This is a genomic window from Imperialibacter sp. (assembly GCF_040222385.1).
GTDB lineage: Bacteria > Bacteroidota > Bacteroidia > Cytophagales > Cyclobacteriaceae > Imperialibacter.
This window is the reverse complement of sequence record NZ_JAVKDF010000014.1, coordinates 145,905-169,964: the sequence shown is the minus strand read 5'-3', so window position 1 is coordinate 169,964 and position 24,060 is coordinate 145,905. Positions and strand designations below refer to the sequence as shown.

The following is a 24,060-nucleotide window of genomic DNA, read 5'->3' as shown; positions in this document are numbered from 1 at the left end:
CGAGGACCGGAATCAAGCGGCGAGACACCACAGTCAAATCCTGACAAGCCAGTCCAGCCGTGGCGGGCTATCGAACCCTAATGCCAAAACCTATCAGATAGTCATTTCTTTTCATTTTGAAGTTAAGAACTTGTCGGCTTCGGCCTTCTTCATTATTGTCATATCGGGCCGCATCCCCGAAAGTGTTGAACTGAAGCTGGCCAAAAATACCTATATGCCTTCCTAGCTTTCCTTCAAGCCCAGCGGCTGCCAGAAAACCAGGCTGTAGATTTGCCGACTCAAATTCGTAATAGTCTTCTTCGTAGTAGCCTTCATATTGTACGTACCGTTTTCTTCCGGCACTGGCCCCGTATTTCATTGATCTAAGGATCATGCCCGCTCGGATATAGGGTGTGATTTTACTTTTCGAGAATAGTTGATAGTGAATCACTAGCGGGATTTTTGTCATTTTTCCATCGATAGTCACTTCGTTTACTGCTTCTGCAATGTTTCCATTAGGGAAAACATATGGTACGTTATGCAAAAACGAATAGTCAAATTGCGAGAAGTTCATTCCTACCTCTACCATCAATCTATCGCTAATTCTCGGAAGTAATATACCGATGGCAAAACCGGTTTGGCGAATCGAACTTTCTATAGGGCCACTGCCTAGCAAGGTTTCGTCCCCAGTGGTGTTACCTGAATAATCGAATGCTAGCTTCATCTGGCCAAAGTCGGTGTACACAGAAGGCGCAAGCCTGGCTATTGGTTTCTTTTTGAAGACTACCTCGTAGTCTGATCCTCGGCAGGTGTTGTATTGTTTGGTCAGACTAATAAGTTTATCACGATTGATATTGGTTTTCGATGGCGATAGCTCAATCTCCGGGCAGTCCTGAAACAGGTAGGTGAGAATGCCGAAATGCACAAGGTTAGCCTTGGCATTGGTATAGACACCGTTCTGTTCTCTTATCATGGGCGCACTTTCAATTACCATATACTGGAGCGTGTCCTTCTTGAAGATGAAGTGTTCCTTGTATTTATATAGCGAGGTTCGGCCTGTCACAAGCACTTCTATGAACTTCATGGGGCGATCAGGATCTACCTCCGTAATGCTTTCAGAGATAAAATAGTTGAGGCCCTCGATGCTAAAGCCTGCTATCTCTCCCGGTGCATACTTTATCACTTGATCTTCCTGATCGGCTTTGAACTGGCATTGAGAGAAGTTGAGATAAAAATCCTTTTCATTGATTTTGCCTGTTATGGTGTCTCCGGCCAGAGTGACGATAAAGCCTTCAGTAAAGTTTTTTTGACTGAAAAGTGGAAATGACAGAGTTGATAGAATCAGGAATAGTTGTAGCTTTTTCATGTAATTGTGAACTGAAGTGCCAATAATAGTTAACAGAAGGCAATATAATCCCCTCTTCATGATTACTTGTTGCTTTTTTTGATGTATTCTTTTGGTAGGTGGCCTTCCCGAAAGCGCTTCAGGAGTTGTATGCCAGATCGTTTGGTGAAGACCTGACAGGCCTGTTCGCTTAACTAATTATGCGTCTGAAAAGTATTCAAAATGATTGCATGTAAAGACTCACATCATAGCACGGTGAGAGATAGAAATAAGGCATGCACAAGTCTACCCAGCCGATGCAAATAAGGGATGAGTGATTAACGCACCCGAATGCCAAAGCCTACGAGATAGTCTTGCCTTATCATTTTGAAACTTAAGTTGAGCTCTCCGCTTTTATCAATATTATTATACTGGGCCCTGTCGCCAAATATATTTGCCTGCACCTGGCCAAAAATGCCTATGTGTTTGCCGAGCCTTCCTTCCAGTCCAATGGCTCCGAGAAAGCCAGGCAGGATAATTGCGGGCTCAAAATCGTAGTAATCTTCCTTATAATAGCTCTCGTATTGAAAATATCGACTTCTTCCAATGCTCTCTGCATACTGTATTGATCTGACAATTACACCCGCACGGACATATGGCGTGATTCTACTTTTTGAAAAAAGTTCATAGTGAGCCACTAGTGGGATTTTAGTCATTTTCCCGTCGATGGTCACTTCATTTGATGCCTCTCCAATGTTGCCACCTCCGAGATTGTAGGGAACATCGTAGCTAAAAGAATAATCGAAGTGCGAGAAGTTGACCCCCAATTCTATCATCAATCGCTCACTAATTCGGGGAAGCAGAATACCAATCGCAAAACCGGTTTGATGAATAGTTTTTTTCAGAGGCCCACTCCCTAAAAGTGATTCATCCCCATTTTCGTTGCTCGAGTAGTCAAATCGCATTTGCATCTGGCCAAAATCGGTATAGACAGAAGGGGCTAGTTTGGCAAACTTCTTCTTGAAAACCACTTCGTAGTCTGATCCCCTGCAGGCGTTATACTGCTTAGTCAAGCTAATTAGTTTACCCCGATTGATATTCGTTCTCGATGGGGAGAGGTCAATCTCCGGGCAGTCCTGAAAAAGGTAGTTTAGAATGCCAAGGTGGACCAGATTGGCTTTAGTATTCGTATCAAAGCCGTTCTGATCTTTTATCACTGGCAGGGCCTCTAATACGAGGTAGGAGAGCGTGTCCTTTTTGAAGATGAAAAGGTCCTTATATCTATATAGTGATGTTTGTCCTATCACAAGTACTTCTATGAACTTCATAGGACGATCCGGATCTACTTCCGTGATACTCTCAGAAATAAAAAAATTAAGGCCTTCAATACTAAAGCCGGCAATCTCTCCTGGCGCATACTTTACCACTTGATCTCCCTGGTCGGCCTTGAACTGGCATTGAGAGAAGTTGAGATAAAAATCCTTCTCGTTGATTTTGCCTGTTATGGTGTCTCCGGCCAGAGTGACGATAAAGCCTTCAGTAAAGTTTTTTTGACTGAAAAGTGGAAATGACAAAACTGATAGAATCAGGAATAGTTGTAGCTTTTTCATGTAACTTCATATTGAAAGGTCAATAATAGCTAGCATGATATAATTTTGCCTTGAGTAAGCTGTTTTTTTGGTTTTATTATACGATTTTTTTGCCGACCACTTTCCGGTCGTGGGCGGTGATGCCGGGTGTGAAGTGCAGTGGTCATGAGTGAAGACATGCCCAGAAAACCTTAAATTGTTGACGACCTGGAAAACTGTTATGCCAATTATTCAGATAAAGATGGTAATTGCCGCTCCTATTGAGAGGTGTTTTGATCTTTCGAGAAGTATCGATCTGCATAAGATATCCACCAGTCAAACGGGCGAGGAAGCGATAGCGGGCGTAACTTCGGGCCTTATTGGTTTGGGTGAAACTGTGACCTGGAGGGCAAGGCACTTTGGCATCAGGCAAACACTGACGACAAAGGTCACGGAATTTGAATCACCGAATTTCTTTGTGGACGAGATGGTGGAGGGTGCTTTCAAGAGATTCCGTCATGAACACCACTTCAGGGATGTTGATGGGAAAACTGAAATGCGGGACTGTTTTGATTATGATTCGCCACTTGGCATCCTTGGGAAAGTATTTGACTCGATTGTGCTTAAGAGGTATATGCAGAACCTTTTGAAGCAACGGAATTTGGCTATTAAGGAATATGCTGAGTCTGATAAGTGGCGCATTGTGCTCAATATGTAAAAATCAAAAAACTGGATCAATTGAAAAATATGGGGGATTACCTTCCAACCCCAACATCTCGAGTGGTCATAAAAAAGCAAAAGGTCCAAGCCTAACCCGGCCGGGCGAGACGCATTGAACCAGTTTTGCTTTTTTATTTAGCCACACACGAAACATTCAACACCCCAGAAATACAGATTGATCCAAAAAACTGCGATCTCAGGCCTTACTATTTTTACCCTGAAGCAAAGCTGAAAGCCCAAACCCTACACAAAAGATCGCCGTCGTACTCAAAATGATGGTGAGGTTGGCATGGAAGGGGCTTTTGAATGCCAGCCAGCCGTCGGAGGTGAAGAATACGGGTGACAGGCTCAGCCACAGGATCACGAGCACACCTACTACCACACCAATAGCCGCATGCACACTTTTGGCTCTTTTGGAGATCACACCCAAAAGGAAGAGGCCTAGCACACCACCGCTGAAGACGGACGACAAGGCCCACCACGCATCAAGCGCACTGGTGACGCCATTGAGGGCCAGGGCCACAAAAATGCTGCTGCCACCCATGGCAAATGAGGCGTTGCGCAATACCTGCATAGACTCTTTTTGGTTGGGTGTTCTATTGAAGAACTTTTTGTAGAAGTCGGACAGAATAACGGTGCCGGAACTATTGATGCTGGTAGAGACTGTGCTCATACCCGCTGCAAAGATGGAAGCGATCAGCAGGCCGGTTAGGCCCGTCGGTAAGCCGGTGACAATAAAATACGGGAATACCTTATCGCCTGCGCTTTGCAAATCGGCGGGCAATAGCTCAGGCTGGGCCTGGTAGTAAGCAAACAGGGCTGTGCCGATAAAAAAGAAAAGCAGCGATACCGGCACATACAACAAGCTCCCCAGCCAGGTTGATTTCTCGGCTTCTTTTTGCGTGCGGGCACTGAGGTAGCGCTGCACATAGTTCTGGTCGATGCCAAAGTTCTGCAGGTTGATGAACAGGCCATAAATCAGCAGCAGCCAGAAAGTGGAGGTGGTAAAGTCGAAGTCGAAGCTGCCCAGGCTGAATTTGTTAGCTTCGGAGGCAATGGTGAACACCTGGCCCGGTCCTTCGGGCATGGAAAACATGATCACCAGCAGACTGGCTAGCGCACCGCCAATGAGAATGATACCCTGGATGGCGTCCGTCCAGACTACCGCCTCAAATCCACCAAGTGAGGCGTATACAATCACGCTGATACCTGTCACCACAATGATCAGGGGAATGCTCCAACCAAGCAGGGCATTCATGGGTAGGGCCAGCAGGTACATAATAGCACCCATGCGGGCCAGTTGCGTGAGGAGGTAGCAAACGGAAGCGTAGGTGCCAGCCCAGGGGCCGAAGCGTTGCTCCAGATAGTAGTACGCAGACTCGCTTTGCAGTTTTCGGTAAAGAGGCACGAAATACTTTACAGCTACTATGGCTGCCAAAGGGATGGAAAGGCTGAAGACAAAGCCGTTCCAGTTGCCCATGTAGGCGTTGCCTGGCAACGCCAAAAAGCTGATACTGCTGACAAACGTAGCGAAGATGGACATGCCAATCGCCCAGGCGGGTAGCCTGCCGCCGCCCAGGGTGTAGTCTTCGGCGGTTCGTTTGCGAAACGAAAACGAGATGCCGAAGCCGATGATCAGCAGCATGTAAAGGAAGAAGATGGCCAGATCAATAATTGGCAAGTCCATGGTAGGTAGGTGTTAGTTAAGCGTGGGATTATTCAATAGAACGTGAATTCGATATAAGAAGACCGTCATTCCGGAAATCAAAGCCCAGCTTTCAAAAGGGGCTTTGATTATCCGGAATCTCATAATATACCGACTGAGATTGCGGACTGCCCGTCTGGGATAATTTTTCTTCAGATAGGAAAAAAATCCGTAGAAAATTTCCGCAATGACGTTCCTGGTGATGATTGATGTATTCTCGTTTCTAGTCAAAATCAAAGCAAACCTCTTTTCTCAAGGGTCAATTTAAACTGTTCGATGATAGGCGTCACATGTTTTGTATCAGCGGCGTCGAAGGCTGCTAGTGGCGGGGCCATGTGGCTATAGCAAATGTTCATCAGGGATAAGGCCGTTTTGATGCTTTTGAGGTAGCTGGAGCTATACATGCCCACACCATAAAGGCTGTTGCTGATGCCCATAACGATGCCCTGGAGGTCCGCAACTGTGGCAAAATCCTTTTGTGCCGCAGCTTGATAAAGTTTTACAAACAGCTTCGGAAACATATTTGCTCCTCCGCTCACTCCGCCGTGGCCTCCCATCAACACCGACTCGGCCATGGCTTCCTCCGGCCCTACCAACAAAGTGAAGTCAGATTTTCCTCGCAGCGATTGATACAGCGACTGGAAATAAACCGAGTTAGCGGAGCTGTCTTTGAGGCCGATAATATTGGGATGTTCAGAGAGTCTGATGGCAGTGCTCACCTCGATATGTACCTTACACAGGCCAGGCATATTGTAGAGGAAGAGCGGCAGGGTTAGGCTTCCTGCTAGCTTTTCGTAGTAATTGAAGAGCTCCTTTTGGTTTAGATTGAAATAGTAGGGCGGTGCGGCTACTACTGCCGAGGCACCGGCCGCATGTGCTGTTTCCGCCAGACTGAGGCTCTCGGTCAACGAGGTGTCGGTAATGCCCACCAGCACAGCCACTCTGCCGTTCGCTGCCTTACAAGTTTCTTTGATCAGCTGATGCCTTACCGCATAGCTAAGGCTTGTCGATTCACCGGTGGAGCCCAGTATGAACAACCCGCTGACACCACCCCCAATCAAATAGTCCACAAGCTTATTTAATCCTTCTAAGTCAAGGCTCATGTCTTCGAGCAAAGGCGTCACCATGGGTGGGATGATACCGGTGACGGGTTGCTTTAGTTGTTTGTTGCCAGTCATATAGTTGTTATCAAAATTTACTTCAAAATGAAAACCTGATAGAATGCACCTTCGGGTGTTATTACCTTTCGATTGTAAGCCAGCACATGCCCTTCGTTCGACCAGTTGATGTTGTTCAGGTCAGTGCTCTCATAGTTTCTTTCTGGAGATACCTTCGAGGTTTCGTCTGTTTGAATATTGGTGAGGTACACGTCCTGGTTGTAGCCGTAGGCCAAATATTTTCCGTCGGCACTGATGCTGAACGAGGTGTCAAGGGAAAAGCCATTGTGCGTGATTTGGCTTATTTCACAGCCATTTGGCGACACAGCAAACACCTGCACTACGCCGTCCGTATCTTTCATAGGAAAGAAAATTAGTGAGCCATCGGGCAGGCTGCGCACCCATTGCCGTGGACCTTGAACGCCGGGGTACTTTCGGTCGGCGGTGTAGGTGAGCCTTCTTTGTCGGACGCCTGCCGGGGGAAAGGGTCGTGAGGTGGTAGTTCCTTCCAATGGCCTCTCCGGATCGGATTTGGTGAGATCAGTATCGAGATCGACAATGAAAACTTCCGCCACCAGCTGGCCATTGGCGGCTCTGGTGTCGCCTAAAAACGCCAGTGCCTTTTCAACTCGACTGCCGTCGGCTTTTACATAACCATTCGTCCCCACCCAGCCTTCTTCGTAGGCTTTTTCTATTTCGTCGCTGCCTGGCCGGGGAGTTTCGGTGGTTTCGCTGACGATCACTGAAAACATGGTACCACCAAAGCTTTCAGCGGTTTCACTTGCTACTGCCACCGGCCCCTTGTCGATCATGACGCCGATATTCCTCAGGTCTTTTTTCGTGGAATCTGTTTTGGACAGCTCTGCTATCACATCGTCGTTATACGTAAAGCTGATCCATCGGCCGTCTCCGCTATAGCTATGCGCATGGGTACCGCCCCGCAGGGCACCGGGAGTAAAGGGCGGAAGTACATCACGAGCGTCTTTTCTACTCGGTAGGTTGTTGGCGGTAAGATCAACAGCCAGTCCCGTACGCCGGGTGACACCATAGGGTTTCGCTGCATCGTAGTTGCCCAGGCCGTGAATGAAAATGACTTCGTTATGCTTCGGGCTGAAGGCAGCGGCTCCAACGCCGGGACCATAGTCGTTCGAAACTGGTGCTTTGTACACCAGTTTTTGCTCTCCGGTGGACACATTGACCATTTCAACTGATGTGTTCAGCCCTATTTGCGCATCGTCATTGCGGTTGTCATACACCAGCCACTGATCGTCAGGTGAGAAAGCCTGCCGCTGGTTTAGAAAGTGGCCCCTGGCATCGGAGGTGAGTTGGTATTCTTTCAGGATCATTGTGGTTTTGGGTATTTTGGACGGCCCACAGGCTGCCAGCGATAAAGCTACGCCCAGGAAAGATAACCGGCTCCGTCTCTTGGCTTTCATTGGGTAGCAATCATTTTTTTCCAAATTTCTTTATCCGATGGAAGGTCAGGAAGTTGGCGTCGTGGCTTCTGTGTGCCCCTCCCAGTCCATCGTCATAAGCTGTTCTGGAGAGGAAGATGATGTCTTTACCGTCAAACTGCCAGTCGACATACTGGAAACCATGTTTCACCGGGTCTTCATGTTGAAGGAGGACTTTCCTCAATGTCCAGTCGTGCAGATTTTCAGAACTGAAGAGCACCTGAGTATTTCTTAAGCTGGCCGGGTTCTTCCCCTGGTTGGCAGCTTTTAGTTCATCGGGCACATCATTCGCAATTGTCCAGTATAATTGACTTTCTGGGTCAAACCTGATGGCGAACTTTTTGCTTCCCCCGGGAAAAGGAACAAAGCCAGTTGTTTCATCAAACGTGGCTACCTTTCCATCGTCGCTGATTGAAATAAAAGCAGCTTTTTCTTCCAGTGTGGAGCGGTCGTCGACCCGCAGTATGTCCAGTATTTTTCCTTCGGGCGACACCACCACGTTGCCTTCCAGCCAGCCTCCAAAATTACCTTCGAGGTAAGTAGAGTCGTAGTATAGAGTATTGCTAAACGTCCAGTTGTCGGCCACCAGTGGATCTTGCCCTACAGGAATCGACATCATAAAGGCGCCATAACGCTTGCCCCATTGTTTGACCGGGCCCATAGCGCTTTCCATGCCTTTCCACAGCCGACCATTGTGTTCAATCACGGGAACGGGGGCATTGTGGTACTCGCCTTCCAGCAGCAGGCCGGTTTGGTTGTCGACCGGTTCGGTCCATGTGGTGCCGTTGTCAGTCGATGTTCTGATAATGGTATGGCCGTGGTGCCTGTCGGTGCCAATGAAATAGAGTTTTCCTTCACTTACAAAGAGCTTCGACCAAAAGGCTCCGTGAATTTCTGTCACAAACTCCCACGACTTGCCACGGTTAGTTGACCGGTAGATCCTTGAATCTGCTTTCACATGCTCATTGGAGTTGGGGCCAAAAAAGTCGTGAGAGGCAAGGTAGTCACCATTTGGCAGCACCGCCAGGCTCGGGGAGCCGATGTATTTTCCCGATGAAGCGGGACTATGAGCGACAACAACGCCAGGCACCCTCGATACATCAGGTGCCTGGGCTGTCACCAAACTACATATGAGAACAAAGAGAATTACTGTGCTAATTCGGTGCATCTTTCAGTGTTGCTAGTCGCCTTTTACAAAAGGAAAGTGTACGCTTACGAAGATCAGTCTTTAAATCGATCAACCACTGTCTGCTTTTACCAATAAATTGTATGATTTTGACATATTGATGTTTTAAGTCTGCTAAAAAGTGACAACTTTATACTTAATAGTCTGTCCGCCATCGTTTGGCAAGCAACGAGCAGCATAGTATTTATGAAACCCCATTTTCACAAAGTACCCATTGGCGCTGAGGACTCCTTTAGCATCAGACACGATAGCCGGCCCAACTTTGGTACCTTGTGGCACTACCATCCCGAGCTCGAACTGCACTATATCGTGAGGGGAGAAGGAACACAATACATTGGCGACAATGTGAGTAACTTTGGCAGTGGTGACATGGTCTTTTTAGGGCAAAACCTGCCTCACACATGGCGCTGCAAAGAAGCGTATTTCGCCGGGGATGAAAATGTGCAGGTGGAGGCCTATGTGCTACATTTCCACCCAACTTGCTTCGGAAAGGACTTCCTTTCGTTGCCGGAAGCCTACCTTATTCCGAGGCTTTTTGAGAAAGCGAAGAAGGGGCTCAAGATTCACGGGGAAAGCAAGGCAAGACTGATTGAACTATTGGACGATGCCGCTCATGCCGAAAGCCTCGACAAGGTGATCTACCTGCTATCCATTCTCAAAGTGCTGTCAGAAACTGACGAATTCGAGACCATCGCACCAGCCTACGCCTTCAGCCACCTGTCCAGCGAGTCAGAGATGGTGCGGCTGGAAAAAATTTACTCTTACGTGCTGGCACACTACAAGGAGAAAATCACCCTGGAGGAGGTGGCTTCGCTGGCCAACCTGAGCCTCACCTCCTTTTGCAGGTATTTCAAAACGATGACTAAGAAAACCTTTTCTGATTTCCTTACTGAGATACGAATCTCCAATGTGTGCCGGGCGATTGTAGAGGACAAGCTGCCCACCGAGGTGATCTGCTTTGAGTGTGGCTTCAACAACGTCTCCAATTTTTACCGGCATTTCAAAAAGGTGACTGGCATGACGCCTTTTGAGTATAAAAAGAAATACCTGGCGGAGGGTTAACGCCATCTTTCACAAAAAAGCCCGGCATCTTGACGGCTCCGGGCTTTCGTTCTGCTTCTGCCTCTATTACTTCTTTCTGATATACACGTCGCCCTGCATAGTTTTGAAAAGGTATTCCTTTCCGCCGCCATTGATTTTGCCAAATACCCAGTCTTCGATAGATACTTTGTATACCCCATTGGACGAAGACTTGTCCACTTTTGGTGCCGACTTCTCTATCACCATATCGAAGTCGCTGAAGATGTCTCCCCGGTCAGAGCGCATTTTGGCTGTGGCCTTCACAGCTGCCGGGAATGTCACATCCACGTCACCGTTTAGGGTGGTAAAAGCCATTTGAGCTTCAGGGTTTACACTTTCAAGTGTCACTTTGATGTCGCCGTTGACCGTATTCAATACAGTTGATCCGCCTACTTGGGTCATCGTAATTTCTCCATTCACATTGCTGATCTCGTGGGCGCCGGCAACCCCTTTCACGTCAATGTCGCCATCGTTCACTGTTGACAGTTTGAGGTCAAAGTTTTTCGGCACTTTGATGTTCAACGTCATCGTAACTGCCCAGGAGTTAGTGGAAACTTTTACGGTGTTGCCTTTCTCGGTTGCCTCCAGCTCCATGGGGTTGCTGCTGATGCGTTTCATGCCAGAGGGTGTTACCACGCCCCGGTCGTCACTTTTCCCACCACCGGATACTGCCTCAATGATTACGTCCTTGCCATCGTAAGCTGATACATTTATGGATCCGTTGACCAGGCCTACCTCAAGCTTGCCTTTTTCACCAGGCGAAGAAAGAGGAATGGCAATGGTTTCTTTGTTTCCCTCCTGCGCTTTGGCTGGGAGGGAAATGGCCGCTGCTAACAGCCCGATAAATGATAATTTGATTAACTTTTTCATTGTCCAATTATTTTGATTTTTTGACATAAATATCTCCGTTGAAAGTTTCGAAGGCCAGCAGATTGCCGCCCTTGCCCACCTTAATATTGTTTTTCTGGGTTAGCTTGTACCTGGTGCTGCCATTTTTCTCAGTCACCTCTTTGGTCCATGCGGGTGGCATTACTTCCAGTCTTTCCATATCTGTATAGAAAGAGCCATTGAAGCTTTTGAAGGTAATGTCGGCATCGGGCTCACCCGGATAGTACACATTTACGTCACCATTGAGTGAATAGTAGCTGTTGCCACCCACCGGAGCCTTAGTATGCCGCACCAGCAGCTCTCCGTTAATGGTTCTTGCTTCCACGCTTCCCCCCATTTGTGTGAGGGTAACATCACCATTGACATGATGCGCCGATACGTTGCTGTTCATGCCGTCGATGGCAATAAAGCCGTCGTTCACCGTTCGCACGTGCAGATTCACGCCTCTCGGCACCTTCACTTTGAAGTCAAAGCTGAATTTATAATCGACGTCTTTGCTCCAATTCCAATGGCAGTTACATGGGCCTTCAATCCTTTCGTTGTGGATGAATGGCGCCTTGTTGTAAAGCACCAGAGCTGAGTCGTCCTCTAAAATACCGAGGCTCATTTCACTCTTTCCTTTGTCTAGAAGCGCTTGCGTCTTTCCTGAAATTGTTAGCTCCGTGGTGACCATGATTTCCTGCCCGTCGTAGCCTTCAATTTGCAGGGATCCATTGATGTTATAAATCTCAAGCACATTATCAGGCGAAGGCGTAGCAAACTTCAGCGTTTTCTCAATTTTGATTTTTTCCGTTTCAGTTGCCCGGGCATAGCCGAAGCAGCCAATCAGGAATATGATTAACAATAGATTCTTCATTTGATTAGTATTTAAGTCAATACCTCAATGCTCTGTTGTACTTTTTGTCGCACAATGTCATTCAGGTCATCTTTCTCTAAAAGCCCCTTGAGGGCCTCTACCGCTCCTTTTTCGTTGAGCGCTACCATGGCCTCCGCCAGGGCAATCTGCACCATGGGCGACGACTGCCTGCTGATGGAGCTCACCAAAGCTTGCCGCACTTCGGGATAGCGCCCGAACCTCGCCAAAGCCTCCACGGTGACCATTCGCACATTCACATTTTCATCGGTATTCAATGTTTGAACAAGTGCTTCGATAACCCTGCTGTCTGCCTCGGGAAGCTCCGACGATAAGCTTACAGCCCTCAACCGGTCCTGAACGGCTGGTTTCTCAAGCAATGTCAGCATCATCATTTCCTTCATGTCTTTCATTTCGCTGGAAAGAGAGCTGATTTCTTGTTTGTACTCACCGGAAGGTGATAGCACGTATCCAAAACCACCCCCGACAACGAAAATGAGCATGCCAAGTGCCAGCCTTCGCCACGACAAGACTTCCAGAATACCGGCCCAGTTTACTGTCCCTTTTGGCGCTGTTGCCTCTTTACGGAACTCACTCAGGGTGGCGTAAAAACGCTCGTCCATGGTAGGCTCCGGCTCTGGTGCCGCAGGTAGCTCATCCATGGCCAGCCAGATTTTCTCAAGGCCTTCAAGCTCTTCCAACTGGGCCTTGTCGGCGTGGCTGCTGATCGCCTCCCACTCCTGTGAAGTGATGGACCCATTGAGGTAGTCCATCCATTTTTCTTTTAGTTGTTCCTGGCTCATGATGTTATACGTTTTCCAGCTTTAAATAAACCTCTCGCAATTCCTGCAGCACCCTGTGCATCCGCACCTTTACTGCCCCTTCAGTGATTCCGAAGATGTCAGCCACCTGCTCGTACTTCATCCCCTGATATTTTGTGAGGATGAGCATCTCCTGTTTTTCAGGCGCCAGGTGTTTGATCGCTTTTTGCAAAAGCTCCAGGTCTTGCGATTTGGCCATTTGAGAATGCGCATTCTCATCCACCTTGAGCTTTCTTTCCCAGGGCTCCATGTCGTCGGTGTAGGAAACCTTCTTTTGTTTTTTGTAATGGTCGGCGTTTACATTCCTTGCCAGGTGATACATCCAGGCAGTAAACCGATGACTGCCGGAGGTGTCCTCCGTAAAGGTGTAGCGGTACTTGAGCATTCGGTAGAAGACATTGTGCACAAGGTCTTCGCTCAACGATCCGCTGCCGGTTAGCTTATAAAAAAAGCCAAAAAGATTTCTGTTGTGTCGCTCATACAGCAAAGCCATCTTGTCAAGATCGCCGGCCTTGACTTTCAGCATGAGCGAGTTGTCGTCCAAAGCATTCAAACCACCTGGGGTTATCGATTCATGTTCGGCGGGAAAACCTTGGTCGGAGAGAAAGGTTACATAGAATTACCTAAAAAGTTTTTCAGCCTAAAATTCTTTTGTATTCAGCAGGGTTATTCAGCACCTGAATGGCTTTTTGAATATCCGGATCGTCGGGGAAGGTCACTTCAATGAGGCCTTTCTGCAGGTAGTAGCGGGTAATGATCTCCTGCTCCAACAGCCCTTTGATGTCGTCTTTGAACTTGGTGAGGTCTTTTTCTTTCAGGGCATTGATTTTTTCTTCCAGGGATCCGAGTTGGTCTTCAAGGCTGGCGTAGGTCTTGTCTCTCTTGGCTGCGGCAAGCAGGTGACGATAAGCCCTGTCCACGGAAGTTTCGTAAGAAAGCTCCTTTTTACGAACCCAACTCAGAAAATCGTTGTAGTCGGCGTCGCTCAGCTGAAACTCTCTGGCGGCCGAAATTTGTGGATGCTGGTAATGGTAAAGCGTGGCATACTGGAATAGATACCCTTTGGAAGATAGCACAAGTGCGATGCTTGGATAGTCTTCTACCTCAACCACCACATCAGGATCCAGTCCATCGCCATCATAAACCACCCGGCCATTTCCAGTTTTGAATGCTACTTTCAAAGAATCAGGCAGCTTATTGACCGTTCCATCGGCATTGCGGTGGGCATAGTCCAACGCCTGAATACATCTACCGCTTGGGATATAGTATTTGGCAGTGGTTACTTTAAGTTGTGCATTGTAGCTCAGCGGGCGGGTGGATTGTACAAGTCCTTTTCCAAAAGTCTTTTCCCCAATCAGTACTCCTCTGTCGAAGTCCTGGATAACGCCAGCCACAATTTCGGAAGCGGACGCACTGCCTCCGTTGGTAAGAATGGCCAATGGGATTTGAGTGTCCACCGGCTCATCCAGTGTTTTATAAGTCCTGTTCAGGTCGGTGATTTTGCCTTTTGTGTCAACTACTTTTTTGCCCTTTGGAAGAAAAATATTCGAAATATTAACTGCCTCGTGCAGCAGCCCGCCCGGGTTGTCCCTTAAGTCAAGAATAATGGAAGTGGCACCTTCTTTCTTCAATTTGATCACCGCCTTTTTCACTTCGTCCCCGGCATGTGTGGTAAACTCAGTTAACTTGATCAGGCCAATATTGTCATTCACCATGCCTGAGTAGTACACATTGTCGATGGTGATTTTCTCACGGTCCACCTGAAACACCATTGGCTCCTTTTTGCCGTATCGGTTAACGGTGATGCCGAAGTTTGTTCTGGATTGCCCTTTGAGCAGCTTGCCCAAATCGAAGGTTTCTTTTTGCTCAACTTCAATGCCATTGATGCTCAGGATTTGATCCCCTATTTGCAAGCCCGCTTTGTGAGCAGGGTAACCTTCCTGTAGCATGATGATGGTGTGGTGTCCTTCAAGGAATTCTGTGCTTGCACCTATGCCCCCGTATTCACCTGTTGTCATTGTGCGGAAGTCTTCTATGTCGTCTTCTGGAATATATACGGTATAGGGGTCGAGGCTTTCCAGCATCGCATCAATACCTGTTTTGATCAACCTGTTAGGGTTCACATCGTCCACATAGTAGGTGTTGATTTCCTTGTAGATGGAAGCAAACAAATCGAGGTTCTTGGCTATTTGAAAAAATTTGTCGCTGTAGCTGGAAAAACCAAACCAGCCGATGGCCAGTACTAGCAGCGTAGGTATAAAGAGGCGTCTTTGAAATTTACTCATTGTGCGGGCGTTTTGCGAGCGTCTACTTGAACGAATTATTTATTGAAGCAACGTTGCGGAGTTATTCTATACAATCATTCTTAAATTATGAATAATTCCCTTAATTTAAACAATAACGTTACCCCTTTCTAAATGATGCAGATCGAACCCATAAATATATGACATATTTTAAGAATAAAACAGTTTTTATCACCGGTGCCAGCAGAGGAATTGGCCTTGCCATCGGCAAAAAATTGGCCAGTGAAGGTGCCAATATTGTAATCGCAGCCAAAACAACCGAACCACATCCGAAGCTGCCAGGCACGATCTATACCGCAGCCGAGGAAATCGAACAGGCGGGAGGTAAGGCTTTGCCGTTGATGGTCGACATCCGTTTCGAAGACCAGGTGCAGGCCGCTGTGGAGAAGGCAGTGGAGACGTTTGGCGGGATTGATATACTGATTAACAATGCCAGTGCCATTAGCCTTACACCAACGCTGGCCACCGAAATGAAGCGATACGACCTCATGCATCAGGTGAATACCAGGGGCACTTTTTTGATGTCAAAGACGTGCATTCCCTACCTAAAGAAGGCAGAGAACCCACACATCATGAATATGTCGCCGCCGCTGAATATGGAGGCTCACTGGTTTGCGCCTCACGTAGCCTACACCATGGCCAAGTTTGGCATGAGCATGTGTGTGCTGGGCATGGCCAAGGAGTTCAAAAAGGATAATATTGCTGTTAACGCTTTGTGGCCCCGAACAACCATCGCCACCGCTGCCGTGCAGAACCTGCTGGGAGGTGATCAGATGGTGAATCAATCGAGGAAACCGGAGATACTGGCCGACGCTGCTTATTATATTTTAAGGAGAAAGTCATCAGAAGCCACCGGCAATTTCTATATTGACGATGAAGTGTTGAAGGCGGAGGGCATTACCGATCTCGCTGGTTATGCTGTCGACCCTTCTGCCAACCTCATGCCTGACTTCTTTATTTAAAACACCCCGCAACTATGGCCAAAAAGACTACCACTCCGATACTTGTTAAAAATGACCCCTGGCTGGAACCTTATGCTGAAGAGGTGAGTAATAGGATCGAAAGGTTCAATGCAGCCATGGGGGATATCAAAAAAGCTTCCGGCTCTTTGGATCAATTTGCCTCGGCCTACGAGTATTTTGGCCTTACCTACGACGACAAGGCCAACGGCTGGTGGTATCGTGAGTGGGCGCCTGCCGCCCATGCGCTTTCTGTGGTGGGCGACTTTAATGGGTGGGACAGAGAGGCACACAAGCTGAAGAAAAACAAGGAAGGCATTTGGGAGATTTTCATTGCTGAAGAGAAGAAGGGCGAGAAATTCCAGGACGGCACCAAGTTCAAAGTGCACGTAAAGTCTGAAGCTGGCGAAATGGATCGGATTCCAGCCTACGCCACCTACGTGGTACAAGATCCTACCACTTATGATTTCTCTGCTTGCGTTTATAAGCCAGCAAAAAAATTCAAATGGTCGGACACAAAGTTTTCCTCCGTAGCCGCCAGCAAATGCCCCATCATTTATGAGTGCCATGTGGGTATGGCGCAGGAAAAGGAGGGAGTAGGCACCTACAGGGAGTTTGCCGAGCTTACCTTGCCAAGAATCAAGAAGCTGGGATATAACACCATACAAATGATGGCGGTGCAGGAGCATCCCTACTACGGCTCCTTTGGCTACCATGTCAGCAATTATTTTGCACCCACCAGCCGATTTGGCACACCGGACGACTTGCGCTATCTGGTGAACAAAGCACATGAGATGGGCATAGCAGTTATCATGGACATTGTGCATTCTCATGCTGTGAAGAATATTGCCGAAGGACTCAACAAGCTCGATGGCACGCAAACCCAATATTTTCACGAGGGGAGCAGGGGCTTTCACGAACAGTGGGATTCCATGCTATTCAACTACGGCAAATGGGAGGTGAAGCAGTTTTTGTTATCGAACGTGAAATATTGGCTGGAGGAGTTTCATTTTGATGGGTACCGCTTCGATGGCATTACTTCCATGCTGTATTTTCACCATGGCAACGTAAGTTTCGATCATTACGACAAATATTTCGCTGCCGGCGTCGACTGGGATGTACTCACCTACCTACAGTTGGCCAACGAAATCATTCATTCCAAAAAAGGCACTATCTCCATCGCCGAAGACATGAGTGGCATGCCGGGCCTGTGCCGACCCACCAAAGAAGGAGGCCTTGGTTTTGACTATCGGCTGGCCATGGGCATTCCCGACTATTGGATCAAGTTGCTGAAGCACAAGACCGATGAAGAGTGGAATATCCATGAGATGTGGAGTACGCTGCAAAACAGACGGTTTGGGGAGAAAAATATCGCCTATGCCGAGTCGCACGACCAGGCCCTTGTGGGTGATAAGTCGCTGGCTTTTTGGCTAATGGACAAGGAAATGTACACCCACATGCACAAGGAGCTTCCAAGTCTGATCATCGACAGGGGCATTGCGCTGCACAAAATGCTACGATTGTTTACCCTGTCTTTGGGCGGTGAAGGCTACCTGACTTTTATTGGCAATGAGTTTGGGCACCCTGAGTGGGTCGACTTCCCGAGGGAGGGCAATGGCTGGAGCTACAAATATGCCCGCAGGCAGTGGAGCCTTGTGGATCATGCCGATCTGCGTTACCAATACCTCAACAGTTTTGACGAAGCCATGGTGCACCTGGCTACTGCGGAGGCTATTCCGGACAGCTTGCCAGCTCAGCAACTTAATATGGATGATACCAATAAGGTCATCATTTTTGAGCGGAAAAACCTGATTTTCCTTTTCAACTTTCATGGGCAAAACTCAGTGCCCGACTATAGGTTCAAAGTGCCGCAGGGTGGTGACTACAAAATCGTGCTCAACAGCGACCACGCCAAGTTCGGAGGCTTCGGAAGAGTAGACGACAAGATGACCTACCCAACAGTGAACCTGTATGGAGAACACTTTCTGAGTGTATATTTACCGGCGAGGGTGTGTCTGGTGATGAAGAAAAAATAAATCTATGTCAGAAAAGTCTTTTTGGGAGAAGGCTTCGGTTGAAGATGTAATCATCGTTCTACTCTGGGCAGGTATGCTGTTAAGCTTTTCTATTGCCTTGATGACCGGTTATTCCCTATATGTGTCAGATGCGATTGGATTCATCGGGCTATCGGCGGTAACGATAATTGCCTATTTGAAAAGAAGTTTTCTATTGCCGTCACTTGTAATTCTTCTTTTCTTCGGGATGTTAAACATTGCTTCGTTTTTGTACTTTATCAATTTAACTATTGCCTTTTCGAGTTTTGGAACAGGTATCACACCTGGTATTCAGCTCTATTCTCTGGCTCTTTTTTTCGTCCTTGCACTTTTCCGAAGGCCAATTCTTATCCAATGGCTTAAAGAGACTGCGGGGATTTCGAACGAGAAAAGAGTGGGCTCATTCGATAAGGCGGTAAAGTTTTATAAAACTAAGTTTGAGAAGTTGAGTGAGCAAGAACTCGTGAGGACTAGTAAACTTGACTTGACTGAAGAAGCTAGACAAGCGCTGACAGAAGTGTTTAATGAAAGAAGGCGACAAGTTGGCGAAGATTCAACTAACCTTATTGAAAGAAAGGAATAATTGAGGTTACGGAAATCCACAACCACTCGCCTGTTGTAGAAGACGATAAGAATGATGTTGACTATCTTTTCTGCAATACGACACTTTCTTTTACCCAGCAGCTCAGGGTTATTTTATCTCCTTCCTGCATTCCTTCTTCGAAAATTTCCCCAATAGAAGGGAACTGGCTTTTTGCCTCTTCCATGCCTTTTGCATTGCCCGCTTTGCGGTACATGTCGTAAGCCGCAATGAACACCGCCCTGTCTTTCACCCGGCTTACGCCTTCACGGCAATCCTCATAGCTATGGTAGTAAAGGTTGCCGATCAGGTTGTAGGCTTCAGGCATTTCCTCCTGGTACCCGAGCGCTTTTCTCGCATGCGTTCGAGCCATCGCCTTTTGTTCCTGAGCTGCATAAATCCTGGCAATGTCCAGCGACGTCTCAGCCTTTTTGTCATTTTCATCGGTGAGGCTTAGCGCCTCGTTGTAGTATCTTAGCGCAGCTTCATGATCATCGTCAGCAGCTCTTTTTGCCGCCAGAATTCTGGCAAAACCATAGGATGGAGCTTCGTCCTGGATGATTTTGGCGGATTCAAAGAAGAGAGGACTGTCGGTGCACTTGCCAGTGAGCAAAAGATGAAAAACCTTCTTTGCCATCTTCAGGTTCGAGGGATCTTCTTTCAATTTACTTCCCAGGGTATTTTCTACAAAACTGCAATCCAGCGGAACAATCTCGATGAGAATCTGGTCAATGGTTTCTTGTATTTTAAGCAGCCACTCTGAAGGTTCCCTGGCAATCTTTGCCTCAAGAATTTCGCTGATCCCGTCATAGTACTCTAGCACCTTTTCGTCGGAAATCCCTCCTCCAGTCAATTTTGATCTCTTCAGCACATCCATAAAAGCGATGAGGTTATTGTCGAATGCAGCCACTCCATTGAGGCTGTTTGCCTTATCAAGCAATTCAATCAGTTCCGGGTATTTCGCTTTGTTGTCCTTGTAGAACTTGTAGGCTGAAAATGCTTTGCGGTTGAGCACGTCTCCCTCATGGTTGAAGTACTCAATGCGTTTGTCGTAGATGGTCAATACATGTTCCTGATAAGATGCCTTAGCTGCTGCGTCCTCCGCTTTTTCTGCCAGGTCTTCGTAGGTTTTGGCAGCACCGATGTAAAGGCCCACGTTCAGGTTCGCCACTTCCGCAAGCAGCCATTCAAGGTAGGGTAGTGCTTCCTCAGAATTGCCCAGCTTCGACAGGTCGGAATAAAGCGCATAGTACTCCTTTGCTTTGGCAGCTTTGGTCGAATCTTCTGGCCAAATCCATCCGGGTTGGGCACTTAATCGGGCACAGCAAAGAAAAAAGAAGAGCAGCAGGAGGGCTTTGGTAGTCATAGCAGGAAATGATTTGTAGGTGATGTGTAATATAATTTAATCCTACAGGCGCTCATTTCCAAACTTGTACGGTAGTAACCCTATTTAAGCGGAAAGTGGGCGTGTTTATTCTTTCACCACCCTAAACCCAACACTCCTTTTGTCTGCCATTATTACTCCAGCCTTTTCGTCGGCAAAATCATAGGCACCAAAACCGTAGGTGTTTCCATCGGAGGCATATTCTGCCACGTTGCCGCCAAGGTCGTAGACTTCAGCCTCTTTTACCTTGGAGGCTGGGAATGAGCCAACCTCTTTGAGCAGTGAGCTCTTTACGTCAGCTAATTTTGCTTTGAAGTCGGTCAGGTCGTCGATGGTGATGTCGTAGCCAGCCCAGTAGTTGAGCGTGTTTTCCTTCGCAGCCGACTTGAGGCCCAGGTCGTGCAGCTTTTTGGCTTCTGCCGTTGAAGGCAACCGGTAGGTTTGGCCGGTTTGAGTGCTTAGCCACGAGGTGTAGCCTTTCGCCTGCTCCAGACTCACCACTGCGGGGAAATTGTCCTGCCCGGCCGGGTAGCTGAACTCGCTGCTATAGGCTTTGAACTGCGCATTAGTCACTTCAAATTTGCCAATGGCAATAGAGTCTTTTTTAGTCGCAGCAGTTTCGGGTATCAGGCTTCCCTTCACCGTTTCGCCATAGGCTCCGTTTGTCATTTTCGCTTTCTCCTTGCTGATCAGTTGGGCAAGCGGGCTACCTTTTTTGAATGCCTCGTTGGTCCTGTCGGCTTTGCCCCACAGGTAGTTGTCGAACCAGGCAATTTCTTCTGTCATCTTGCGCTGCTGGTGAGTGATTTTCTGCAACCCATGGGGCTGGCCAGGAAACCATAGGAAGCGCACATCGGCTTGGCCAATTTGCTGGAGGGCCCGGTAATATTCCCAGCTTTGGTCCCGTGGCACAGCCCGGTCTTCGCTGCCGTGGAAAATGAGTGTGGGTGTTTTCACTTTCTCCATTTCAAACAGCGGCGACTTCAGGATGTAGGCTTCGTTGTAGGTTTTGCCATTGCGGTTGTCCCATGGCGCACCACCGAAGTAGCTCTGATCGAAAGTGACACCGAACTGACAATTGCCATAGTCTGAAGTCCAATTCACATCGCCAGCACCTACAGCAGCCACTTTAAACAAGAAGGGGTGCTCCACTGTGAGCATAGTCGCCAGAATGGCACCGTTCGACCAGCCCATTACCGCCATGGAGTCTTCGTAGATATACCCTTTTTCGTTCAACAGCTTGATGCCATTGATGATGTCTGGCAGCTCGTACTCATAGTAATGCCCTTTGATGGACTCGACAAATTTCTGTCCGTGGTTGGATGAACCATGGTAGTTGGGTTTGAGGGTAAACACGCCCTTCTCGGCCATCAGGTGAGGATAATATCCCCAGCGATCGGCCCATCTATCCATGTCCACACCCGACGGGCCACCGTGAATGGCTACGATGAGCGGGTATTTTTTCCCGGCTTCGAAGTCGGTTGGGTAATAGAGAATGCCCGTTACTTCCTCGTTCAGGGCGCCTGTCCACGTAATCACTTCCGATTTTGTCATCGGTTTTTTCTCCAAATGCGGGTTAAGTTTGGCTAGTTCCTGACCAACGGCCAGCGAATTGCCCTTCTTTCCTTTGACAACTTCCGCTACCCGAACTTGGGTGGGAAGAGACGCTGTGGAGTATCCCACTAATAGCTTTGCCCCATTTTTGGCCGCCGCTACCACACTCAAATGATCGGTGTAGTTGCCTGCACTGATGATTTCCTTGCTCCAGTTGCCCTCGTTTTTGCTATAAAAAGCCAGCCCATTATAGGCGCCTTTTGCCAGTGAGCCTATCACGAGAGACCCAGCCACATCGTAGCCAGCACCCAAGCCCCAGTCGTGCCCCAGGTTGACTTGCGTAACGTTATTGTTTGCAAGAGCATAAAAATGCAGCAGGTCGATACCTGCACCTTGCCATTCGGGGTTGGACGAAAGGACGCTTGTGAAATAGCATCCGCTGTTGTCGGCAGCAAACTGGAAGTTGCCCGGGGTTTGATAACCTGTAGTCAGTATCTCTTGACTCGTTTTGTCAGAGAGGTTCCAAAGGTGGTGTGTGGGGGAAGGCTTGCCATCCACACCATAATGAGGCGACATTGTCTGCGAGGTAACTACCCATTTGCCATCGGGCGAAATAGCGTAGCTGCTGATGGGGAATTGGTTGTCAGTTACCCTTTGTACTTTTTTCTTGTCCGTATCGAACGTGAATAACCTGCTTGGCTTCACATGCAGGGAGTCTTCAATTACCTGCACATTGTCTTTTTTCTTTTCTATTTCGGACTCATAAAGCGTCTTGCCTTCTTCGGCTTTGAAAATCAGGGTTGTCGCATCCAGCCTTTTTAGCTGTGAAATGGACACGTCAAAAGAGTCGACTACGTAAGCTTCTCCACCAAGTAGCGACAAAGCCCAAAGGTTTTTGCCCTTGGCTTTGGAAGAAAGGAAGTAGATAGTTTCTCCATCGGCAGAAAAGACAGGATTGCTTTCCGACTCGTCGCCTCTGGTAAGCTGCACTGTTTTGAAGTTGCCGTCCTTGTCTTTGCTATTCAGCCTAGTTAGATAAATGTCGGACACGAAGCTGTCCTTGTCGGGAGCAGGCCTGCGTTTCACCCAGGCCACCAGGTTGTTGTCGTCAGAAAAAATTGCGTTGGAAAGAGACTCCTGATTGACCACATCATCCACTGTCCATTTTTGAGCGGATGAAAAATGTGCTACAGACACTACGGCAATTGCCAGGATAAATAGCTTCTTCATTTTCAGATAGGGTTAATTAGAAGCGGAAATTAGCGAAAGGCGTTGATACTTTATAGTATAATTTCGTCAGGGAGAGTCAGGCCAGAAGTCGGGTTTTTCCAGCGTGCCGTAAAGACGACAGTCGGCACATTCCGGGGGAGCCCATAGTAGGCCTTCCGCATCAACTATTAAGTAGCCCCACGAGATAAAAAGATTGAACTCGTCTTTGGCCACGTCTCCTTCCTCCTGTGGCGAGAAGGTTTTTAGTTGACTGATGCATGGTTCGGCGGGATAGGTCAGGCTGTGCAAGTCTTTTTTCCGATCAATAAAAATTCGTTTTTGCGCAACACTGCTGGCGTCAAAATAGCCAAGCACTGGTTCTTCAGGGTCGTCAACGTTATGCACGTTGCCAGTCAGCTGATAGGGTTGAGGGTCGAAGAGTGTTCCCAAGCTTTCGGACGTTTTTTTTACCTCGCTCCAATACCTGAAGCTCTTTTCACTTATTGTTTGTTGCCGGACAAGAATGCTATAACGTGATTTAAGCCTAAACGAAACAGTGCTCACATAATTCACTTCGAATTCACTTACCCTGTCTGCTTTTAGGTTCGCCGTGCTGGTGATCAGCACTTGTCGGGAGGAGTCGGTTTTAAAACAAAGATTAATTTCTGGATTGCGGCGGACGAAGGCTGCTGGAGTTACCGAAAAATCCCATTCATAGAAAGAAGGATAGTGCGGTCGTATTTCGTACGTTTCTATCCATGAATATTTGTAATACACGGACGTTCCAAGTGGATCATGTGCATCTACCATAATTCTTACCCCGTCCAGGCTGTCTCCGGCGTCAGTTAAGCGTATCTCTCGTTCAAAATAAATACTGTCGATAGGAGGAGTAGGTTTCAGCGTGACGACTTCAGACTCATAACGCTGGTTTGATGATGTGATAATGCTCAAGGTGTAGTTTTTACCAGAACATCCGATAAAGCCAAGTGGGTTGCTATGATACTTGCCGGGCGCAACCTCGGTAAATAGGAAAGCAGCTCCCTCTTCGTCTTTCACCTGGACAAAGGCACCTTTTTCGGGAATGGCTCCGGAGGCGTCCAGCGGCGCAGTTCTGCTCACAGTGATGAGGTAGGGCTCATCGGCATCGGAGATGTTGCCTTCCACCACCAGCACACTTTCAAAGCCTCCTGTTTCTGGCTCAAAAGGTTCCACGCAGCCCCACAATGTGAGAATAAGAAGGCCGATTAAAAAACTGTTTCCTTTCAAGGTTGAAACTGTTTAT

At 47.8% G+C, this 24,060-nt stretch carries 19 protein-coding genes; 5 read left to right on the top strand and 14 right to left on the bottom strand.

Annotated features, from left to right (window positions below; all coding sequences use genetic code 11):
- Window positions 1–67: 67 nt before the first annotated feature.
- Window positions 68–1,345, bottom strand: coding sequence for a hypothetical protein (locus RIG68_RS03655; RefSeq protein ID WP_350118690.1), 1,278 nt, complete (start codon window positions 1,343–1,345; stop codon window positions 68–70).
- A gap of 296 nt (window positions 1,346–1,641) precedes the next feature.
- Complete coding sequence (locus RIG68_RS03650; protein ID WP_350118688.1) at window positions 1,642–2,913, bottom strand: hypothetical protein; 1,272 nt, start codon at window positions 2,911–2,913, stop codon at window positions 1,642–1,644.
- A gap of 178 nt (window positions 2,914–3,091) precedes the next feature.
- Between RIG68_RS03650 and RIG68_RS03645 the strand changes: the two genes are divergently transcribed.
- Window positions 3,092–3,589, top strand: coding sequence for an SRPBCC family protein (locus tag RIG68_RS03645; protein WP_350118685.1), 498 nt, complete (start codon window positions 3,092–3,094; stop codon window positions 3,587–3,589).
- A 198-nt stretch (window positions 3,590–3,787) separates the two neighbouring features.
- On the opposite strand, the gene RIG68_RS03640 is transcribed toward RIG68_RS03645, so the two are convergent.
- The 4 genes from RIG68_RS03640 to RIG68_RS03625 all read right to left on the bottom strand — a co-directional run bounded on the left by RIG68_RS03640 (window position 3,788) and on the right by RIG68_RS03625 (window position 9,075).
- On the bottom strand, window positions 3,788–5,278 hold the full coding sequence (locus RIG68_RS03640; protein WP_350118682.1) for a sodium:solute symporter family protein: 1,491 nt from the start codon (window positions 5,276–5,278) through the stop codon (window positions 3,788–3,790).
- 251 nt (window positions 5,279–5,529) lie between these two features.
- The gene (locus RIG68_RS03635) at window positions 5,530–6,474 is read right to left on the bottom strand and encodes a dihydrodipicolinate synthase family protein (RefSeq protein WP_350118679.1); all 945 of its coding nucleotides are present in this window, start codon (window positions 6,472–6,474) and stop codon (window positions 5,530–5,532) included.
- 17 nt (window positions 6,475–6,491) lie between these two features.
- Window positions 6,492–7,889 carry a DUF3748 domain-containing protein gene (locus RIG68_RS03630; protein ID WP_350118676.1) on the bottom strand — a complete coding sequence of 466 codons (1,398 nt, stop codon included), beginning with the start codon at window positions 7,887–7,889 and terminating at the stop codon, window positions 6,492–6,494.
- A 10-nt stretch (window positions 7,890–7,899) separates the two neighbouring features.
- The gene (locus RIG68_RS03625; RefSeq protein ID WP_350118673.1) at window positions 7,900–9,075 is read right to left on the bottom strand and encodes a sialidase family protein; all 1,176 of its coding nucleotides are present in this window, start codon (window positions 9,073–9,075) and stop codon (window positions 7,900–7,902) included.
- Between the two features lie 204 nt (window positions 9,076–9,279).
- Here RIG68_RS03625 and RIG68_RS03620 point away from each other — a divergent pair, with 204 nt between their 5' ends.
- The gene (locus RIG68_RS03620) at window positions 9,280–10,155 is read left to right on the top strand and encodes an AraC family transcriptional regulator (RefSeq protein WP_350118670.1); all 876 of its coding nucleotides are present in this window, start codon (window positions 9,280–9,282) and stop codon (window positions 10,153–10,155) included.
- 66 nt (window positions 10,156–10,221) lie between these two features.
- On the opposite strand, the gene RIG68_RS03615 is transcribed toward RIG68_RS03620, so the two are convergent.
- From RIG68_RS03615 to RIG68_RS03595, 5 genes are all read right to left on the bottom strand, one after another.
- Window positions 10,222–11,043 (bottom strand): DUF4097 family beta strand repeat-containing protein, encoded by an 822-nt coding sequence (locus tag RIG68_RS03615; RefSeq protein WP_350118667.1) that lies wholly within the window; start codon window positions 11,041–11,043, stop codon window positions 10,222–10,224.
- A gap of 7 nt (window positions 11,044–11,050) precedes the next feature.
- A complete protein-coding gene (locus RIG68_RS03610; RefSeq protein WP_350118664.1) occupies window positions 11,051–11,917 on the bottom strand; it encodes a DUF4097 family beta strand repeat-containing protein in 867 nt (288 codons plus the stop codon).
- Window positions 11,918–11,928: 11 nt separating this feature from the next.
- Window positions 11,929–12,717 (bottom strand): HEAT repeat domain-containing protein, encoded by a 789-nt coding sequence (locus RIG68_RS03605; protein WP_350118661.1) that lies wholly within the window; start codon window positions 12,715–12,717, stop codon window positions 11,929–11,931.
- Between the two features lie 4 nt (window positions 12,718–12,721).
- A complete protein-coding gene (locus RIG68_RS03600; protein ID WP_350118658.1) occupies window positions 12,722–13,288 on the bottom strand; it encodes an RNA polymerase sigma factor in 567 nt (188 codons plus the stop codon).
- An 82-nt stretch (window positions 13,289–13,370) separates the two neighbouring features.
- Window positions 13,371–15,020 carry a S41 family peptidase gene (locus RIG68_RS03595; protein WP_350118655.1) on the bottom strand — a complete coding sequence of 550 codons (1,650 nt, stop codon included), beginning with the start codon at window positions 15,018–15,020 and terminating at the stop codon, window positions 13,371–13,373.
- 158 nt (window positions 15,021–15,178) lie between these two features.
- Between RIG68_RS03595 and RIG68_RS03590 the strand changes: the two genes are divergently transcribed.
- The 3 genes from RIG68_RS03590 to RIG68_RS03580 are packed head-to-tail and all read left to right on the top strand — an operon-like array spanning window position 15,179 to window position 18,634.
- Window positions 15,179–16,000, top strand: coding sequence for an SDR family oxidoreductase (locus RIG68_RS03590; protein ID WP_350118652.1), 822 nt, complete (start codon window positions 15,179–15,181; stop codon window positions 15,998–16,000).
- A gap of 14 nt (window positions 16,001–16,014) precedes the next feature.
- A complete protein-coding gene (locus RIG68_RS03585) occupies window positions 16,015–18,033 on the top strand; it encodes an alpha amylase C-terminal domain-containing protein (RefSeq protein WP_350118649.1) in 2,019 nt (672 codons plus the stop codon).
- Window positions 18,034–18,037: 4 nt separating this feature from the next.
- Window positions 18,038–18,634 carry a hypothetical protein gene (locus tag RIG68_RS03580; RefSeq protein ID WP_350118646.1) on the top strand — a complete coding sequence of 199 codons (597 nt, stop codon included), beginning with the start codon at window positions 18,038–18,040 and terminating at the stop codon, window positions 18,632–18,634.
- Window positions 18,635–18,695: 61 nt separating this feature from the next.
- On the opposite strand, the gene RIG68_RS03575 is transcribed toward RIG68_RS03580, so the two are convergent.
- The 3 genes from RIG68_RS03575 to RIG68_RS03565 form a co-directional block, all read right to left on the bottom strand.
- A complete protein-coding gene (locus tag RIG68_RS03575; protein ID WP_350118643.1) occupies window positions 18,696–19,997 on the bottom strand; it encodes a hypothetical protein in 1,302 nt (433 codons plus the stop codon).
- Between the two features lie 105 nt (window positions 19,998–20,102).
- Window positions 20,103–22,799, bottom strand: a complete 2,697-nt coding sequence (locus tag RIG68_RS03570) for a S9 family peptidase (protein WP_350118641.1) — start codon at window positions 22,797–22,799, stop codon at window positions 20,103–20,105.
- Between the two features lie 66 nt (window positions 22,800–22,865).
- The gene (locus RIG68_RS03565; RefSeq protein ID WP_350118638.1) at window positions 22,866–24,044 is read right to left on the bottom strand and encodes a DUF4249 domain-containing protein; all 1,179 of its coding nucleotides are present in this window, start codon (window positions 24,042–24,044) and stop codon (window positions 22,866–22,868) included.
- Window positions 24,045–24,060 lie beyond the last annotated feature (16 nt).

Excerpts from the sequence above, each read along its gene's own strand:
- RIG68_RS03655 (WP_350118690.1), bottom strand. The coding sequence starts at position 1,345 with ATGAAAAAGCTACAACTATTCCTGATTCTATCAACTCTGTCATTTCCA.
- RIG68_RS03650 (WP_350118688.1), bottom strand. The coding sequence starts at position 2,913 with ATGAAAAAGCTACAACTATTCCTGATTCTATCAGTTTTGTCATTTCCA.
- RIG68_RS03640 (WP_350118682.1), bottom strand. The coding sequence starts at position 5,278 with ATGGACTTGCCAATTATTGATCTGGCCATCTTCTTCCTTTACATGCTG.
- RIG68_RS03635 (WP_350118679.1), bottom strand. The coding sequence starts at position 6,474 with ATGACTGGCAACAAACAACTAAAGCAACCCGTCACCGGTATCATCCCA.
- RIG68_RS03630 (WP_350118676.1), bottom strand. The coding sequence starts at position 7,889 with ATGAAAGCCAAGAGACGGAGCCGGTTATCTTTCCTGGGCGTAGCTTTA.
- RIG68_RS03625 (WP_350118673.1), bottom strand. The coding sequence starts at position 9,075 with ATGCACCGAATTAGCACAGTAATTCTCTTTGTTCTCATATGTAGTTTG.
- RIG68_RS03620 (WP_350118670.1), top strand. The coding sequence starts at position 9,280 with ATGAAACCCCATTTTCACAAAGTACCCATTGGCGCTGAGGACTCCTTT.
- RIG68_RS03615 (WP_350118667.1), bottom strand. The coding sequence starts at position 11,043 with ATGAAAAAGTTAATCAAATTATCATTTATCGGGCTGTTAGCAGCGGCC.
- RIG68_RS03610 (WP_350118664.1), bottom strand. The coding sequence starts at position 11,917 with ATGAAGAATCTATTGTTAATCATATTCCTGATTGGCTGCTTCGGCTAT.
- RIG68_RS03605 (WP_350118661.1), bottom strand. The coding sequence starts at position 12,717 with ATGAGCCAGGAACAACTAAAAGAAAAATGGATGGACTACCTCAATGGG.
- RIG68_RS03595 (WP_350118655.1), bottom strand. The coding sequence starts at position 15,020 with ATGAGTAAATTTCAAAGACGCCTCTTTATACCTACGCTGCTAGTACTG.
- RIG68_RS03590 (WP_350118652.1), top strand. The coding sequence starts at position 15,179 with ATGACATATTTTAAGAATAAAACAGTTTTTATCACCGGTGCCAGCAGA.
- RIG68_RS03585 (WP_350118649.1), top strand. The coding sequence starts at position 16,015 with ATGGCCAAAAAGACTACCACTCCGATACTTGTTAAAAATGACCCCTGG.
- RIG68_RS03580 (WP_350118646.1), top strand. The coding sequence starts at position 18,038 with ATGTCAGAAAAGTCTTTTTGGGAGAAGGCTTCGGTTGAAGATGTAATC.
- RIG68_RS03575 (WP_350118643.1), bottom strand. The coding sequence starts at position 19,997 with ATGACTACCAAAGCCCTCCTGCTGCTCTTCTTTTTTCTTTGCTGTGCC.
- RIG68_RS03570 (WP_350118641.1), bottom strand. The coding sequence starts at position 22,799 with ATGAAGAAGCTATTTATCCTGGCAATTGCCGTAGTGTCTGTAGCACAT.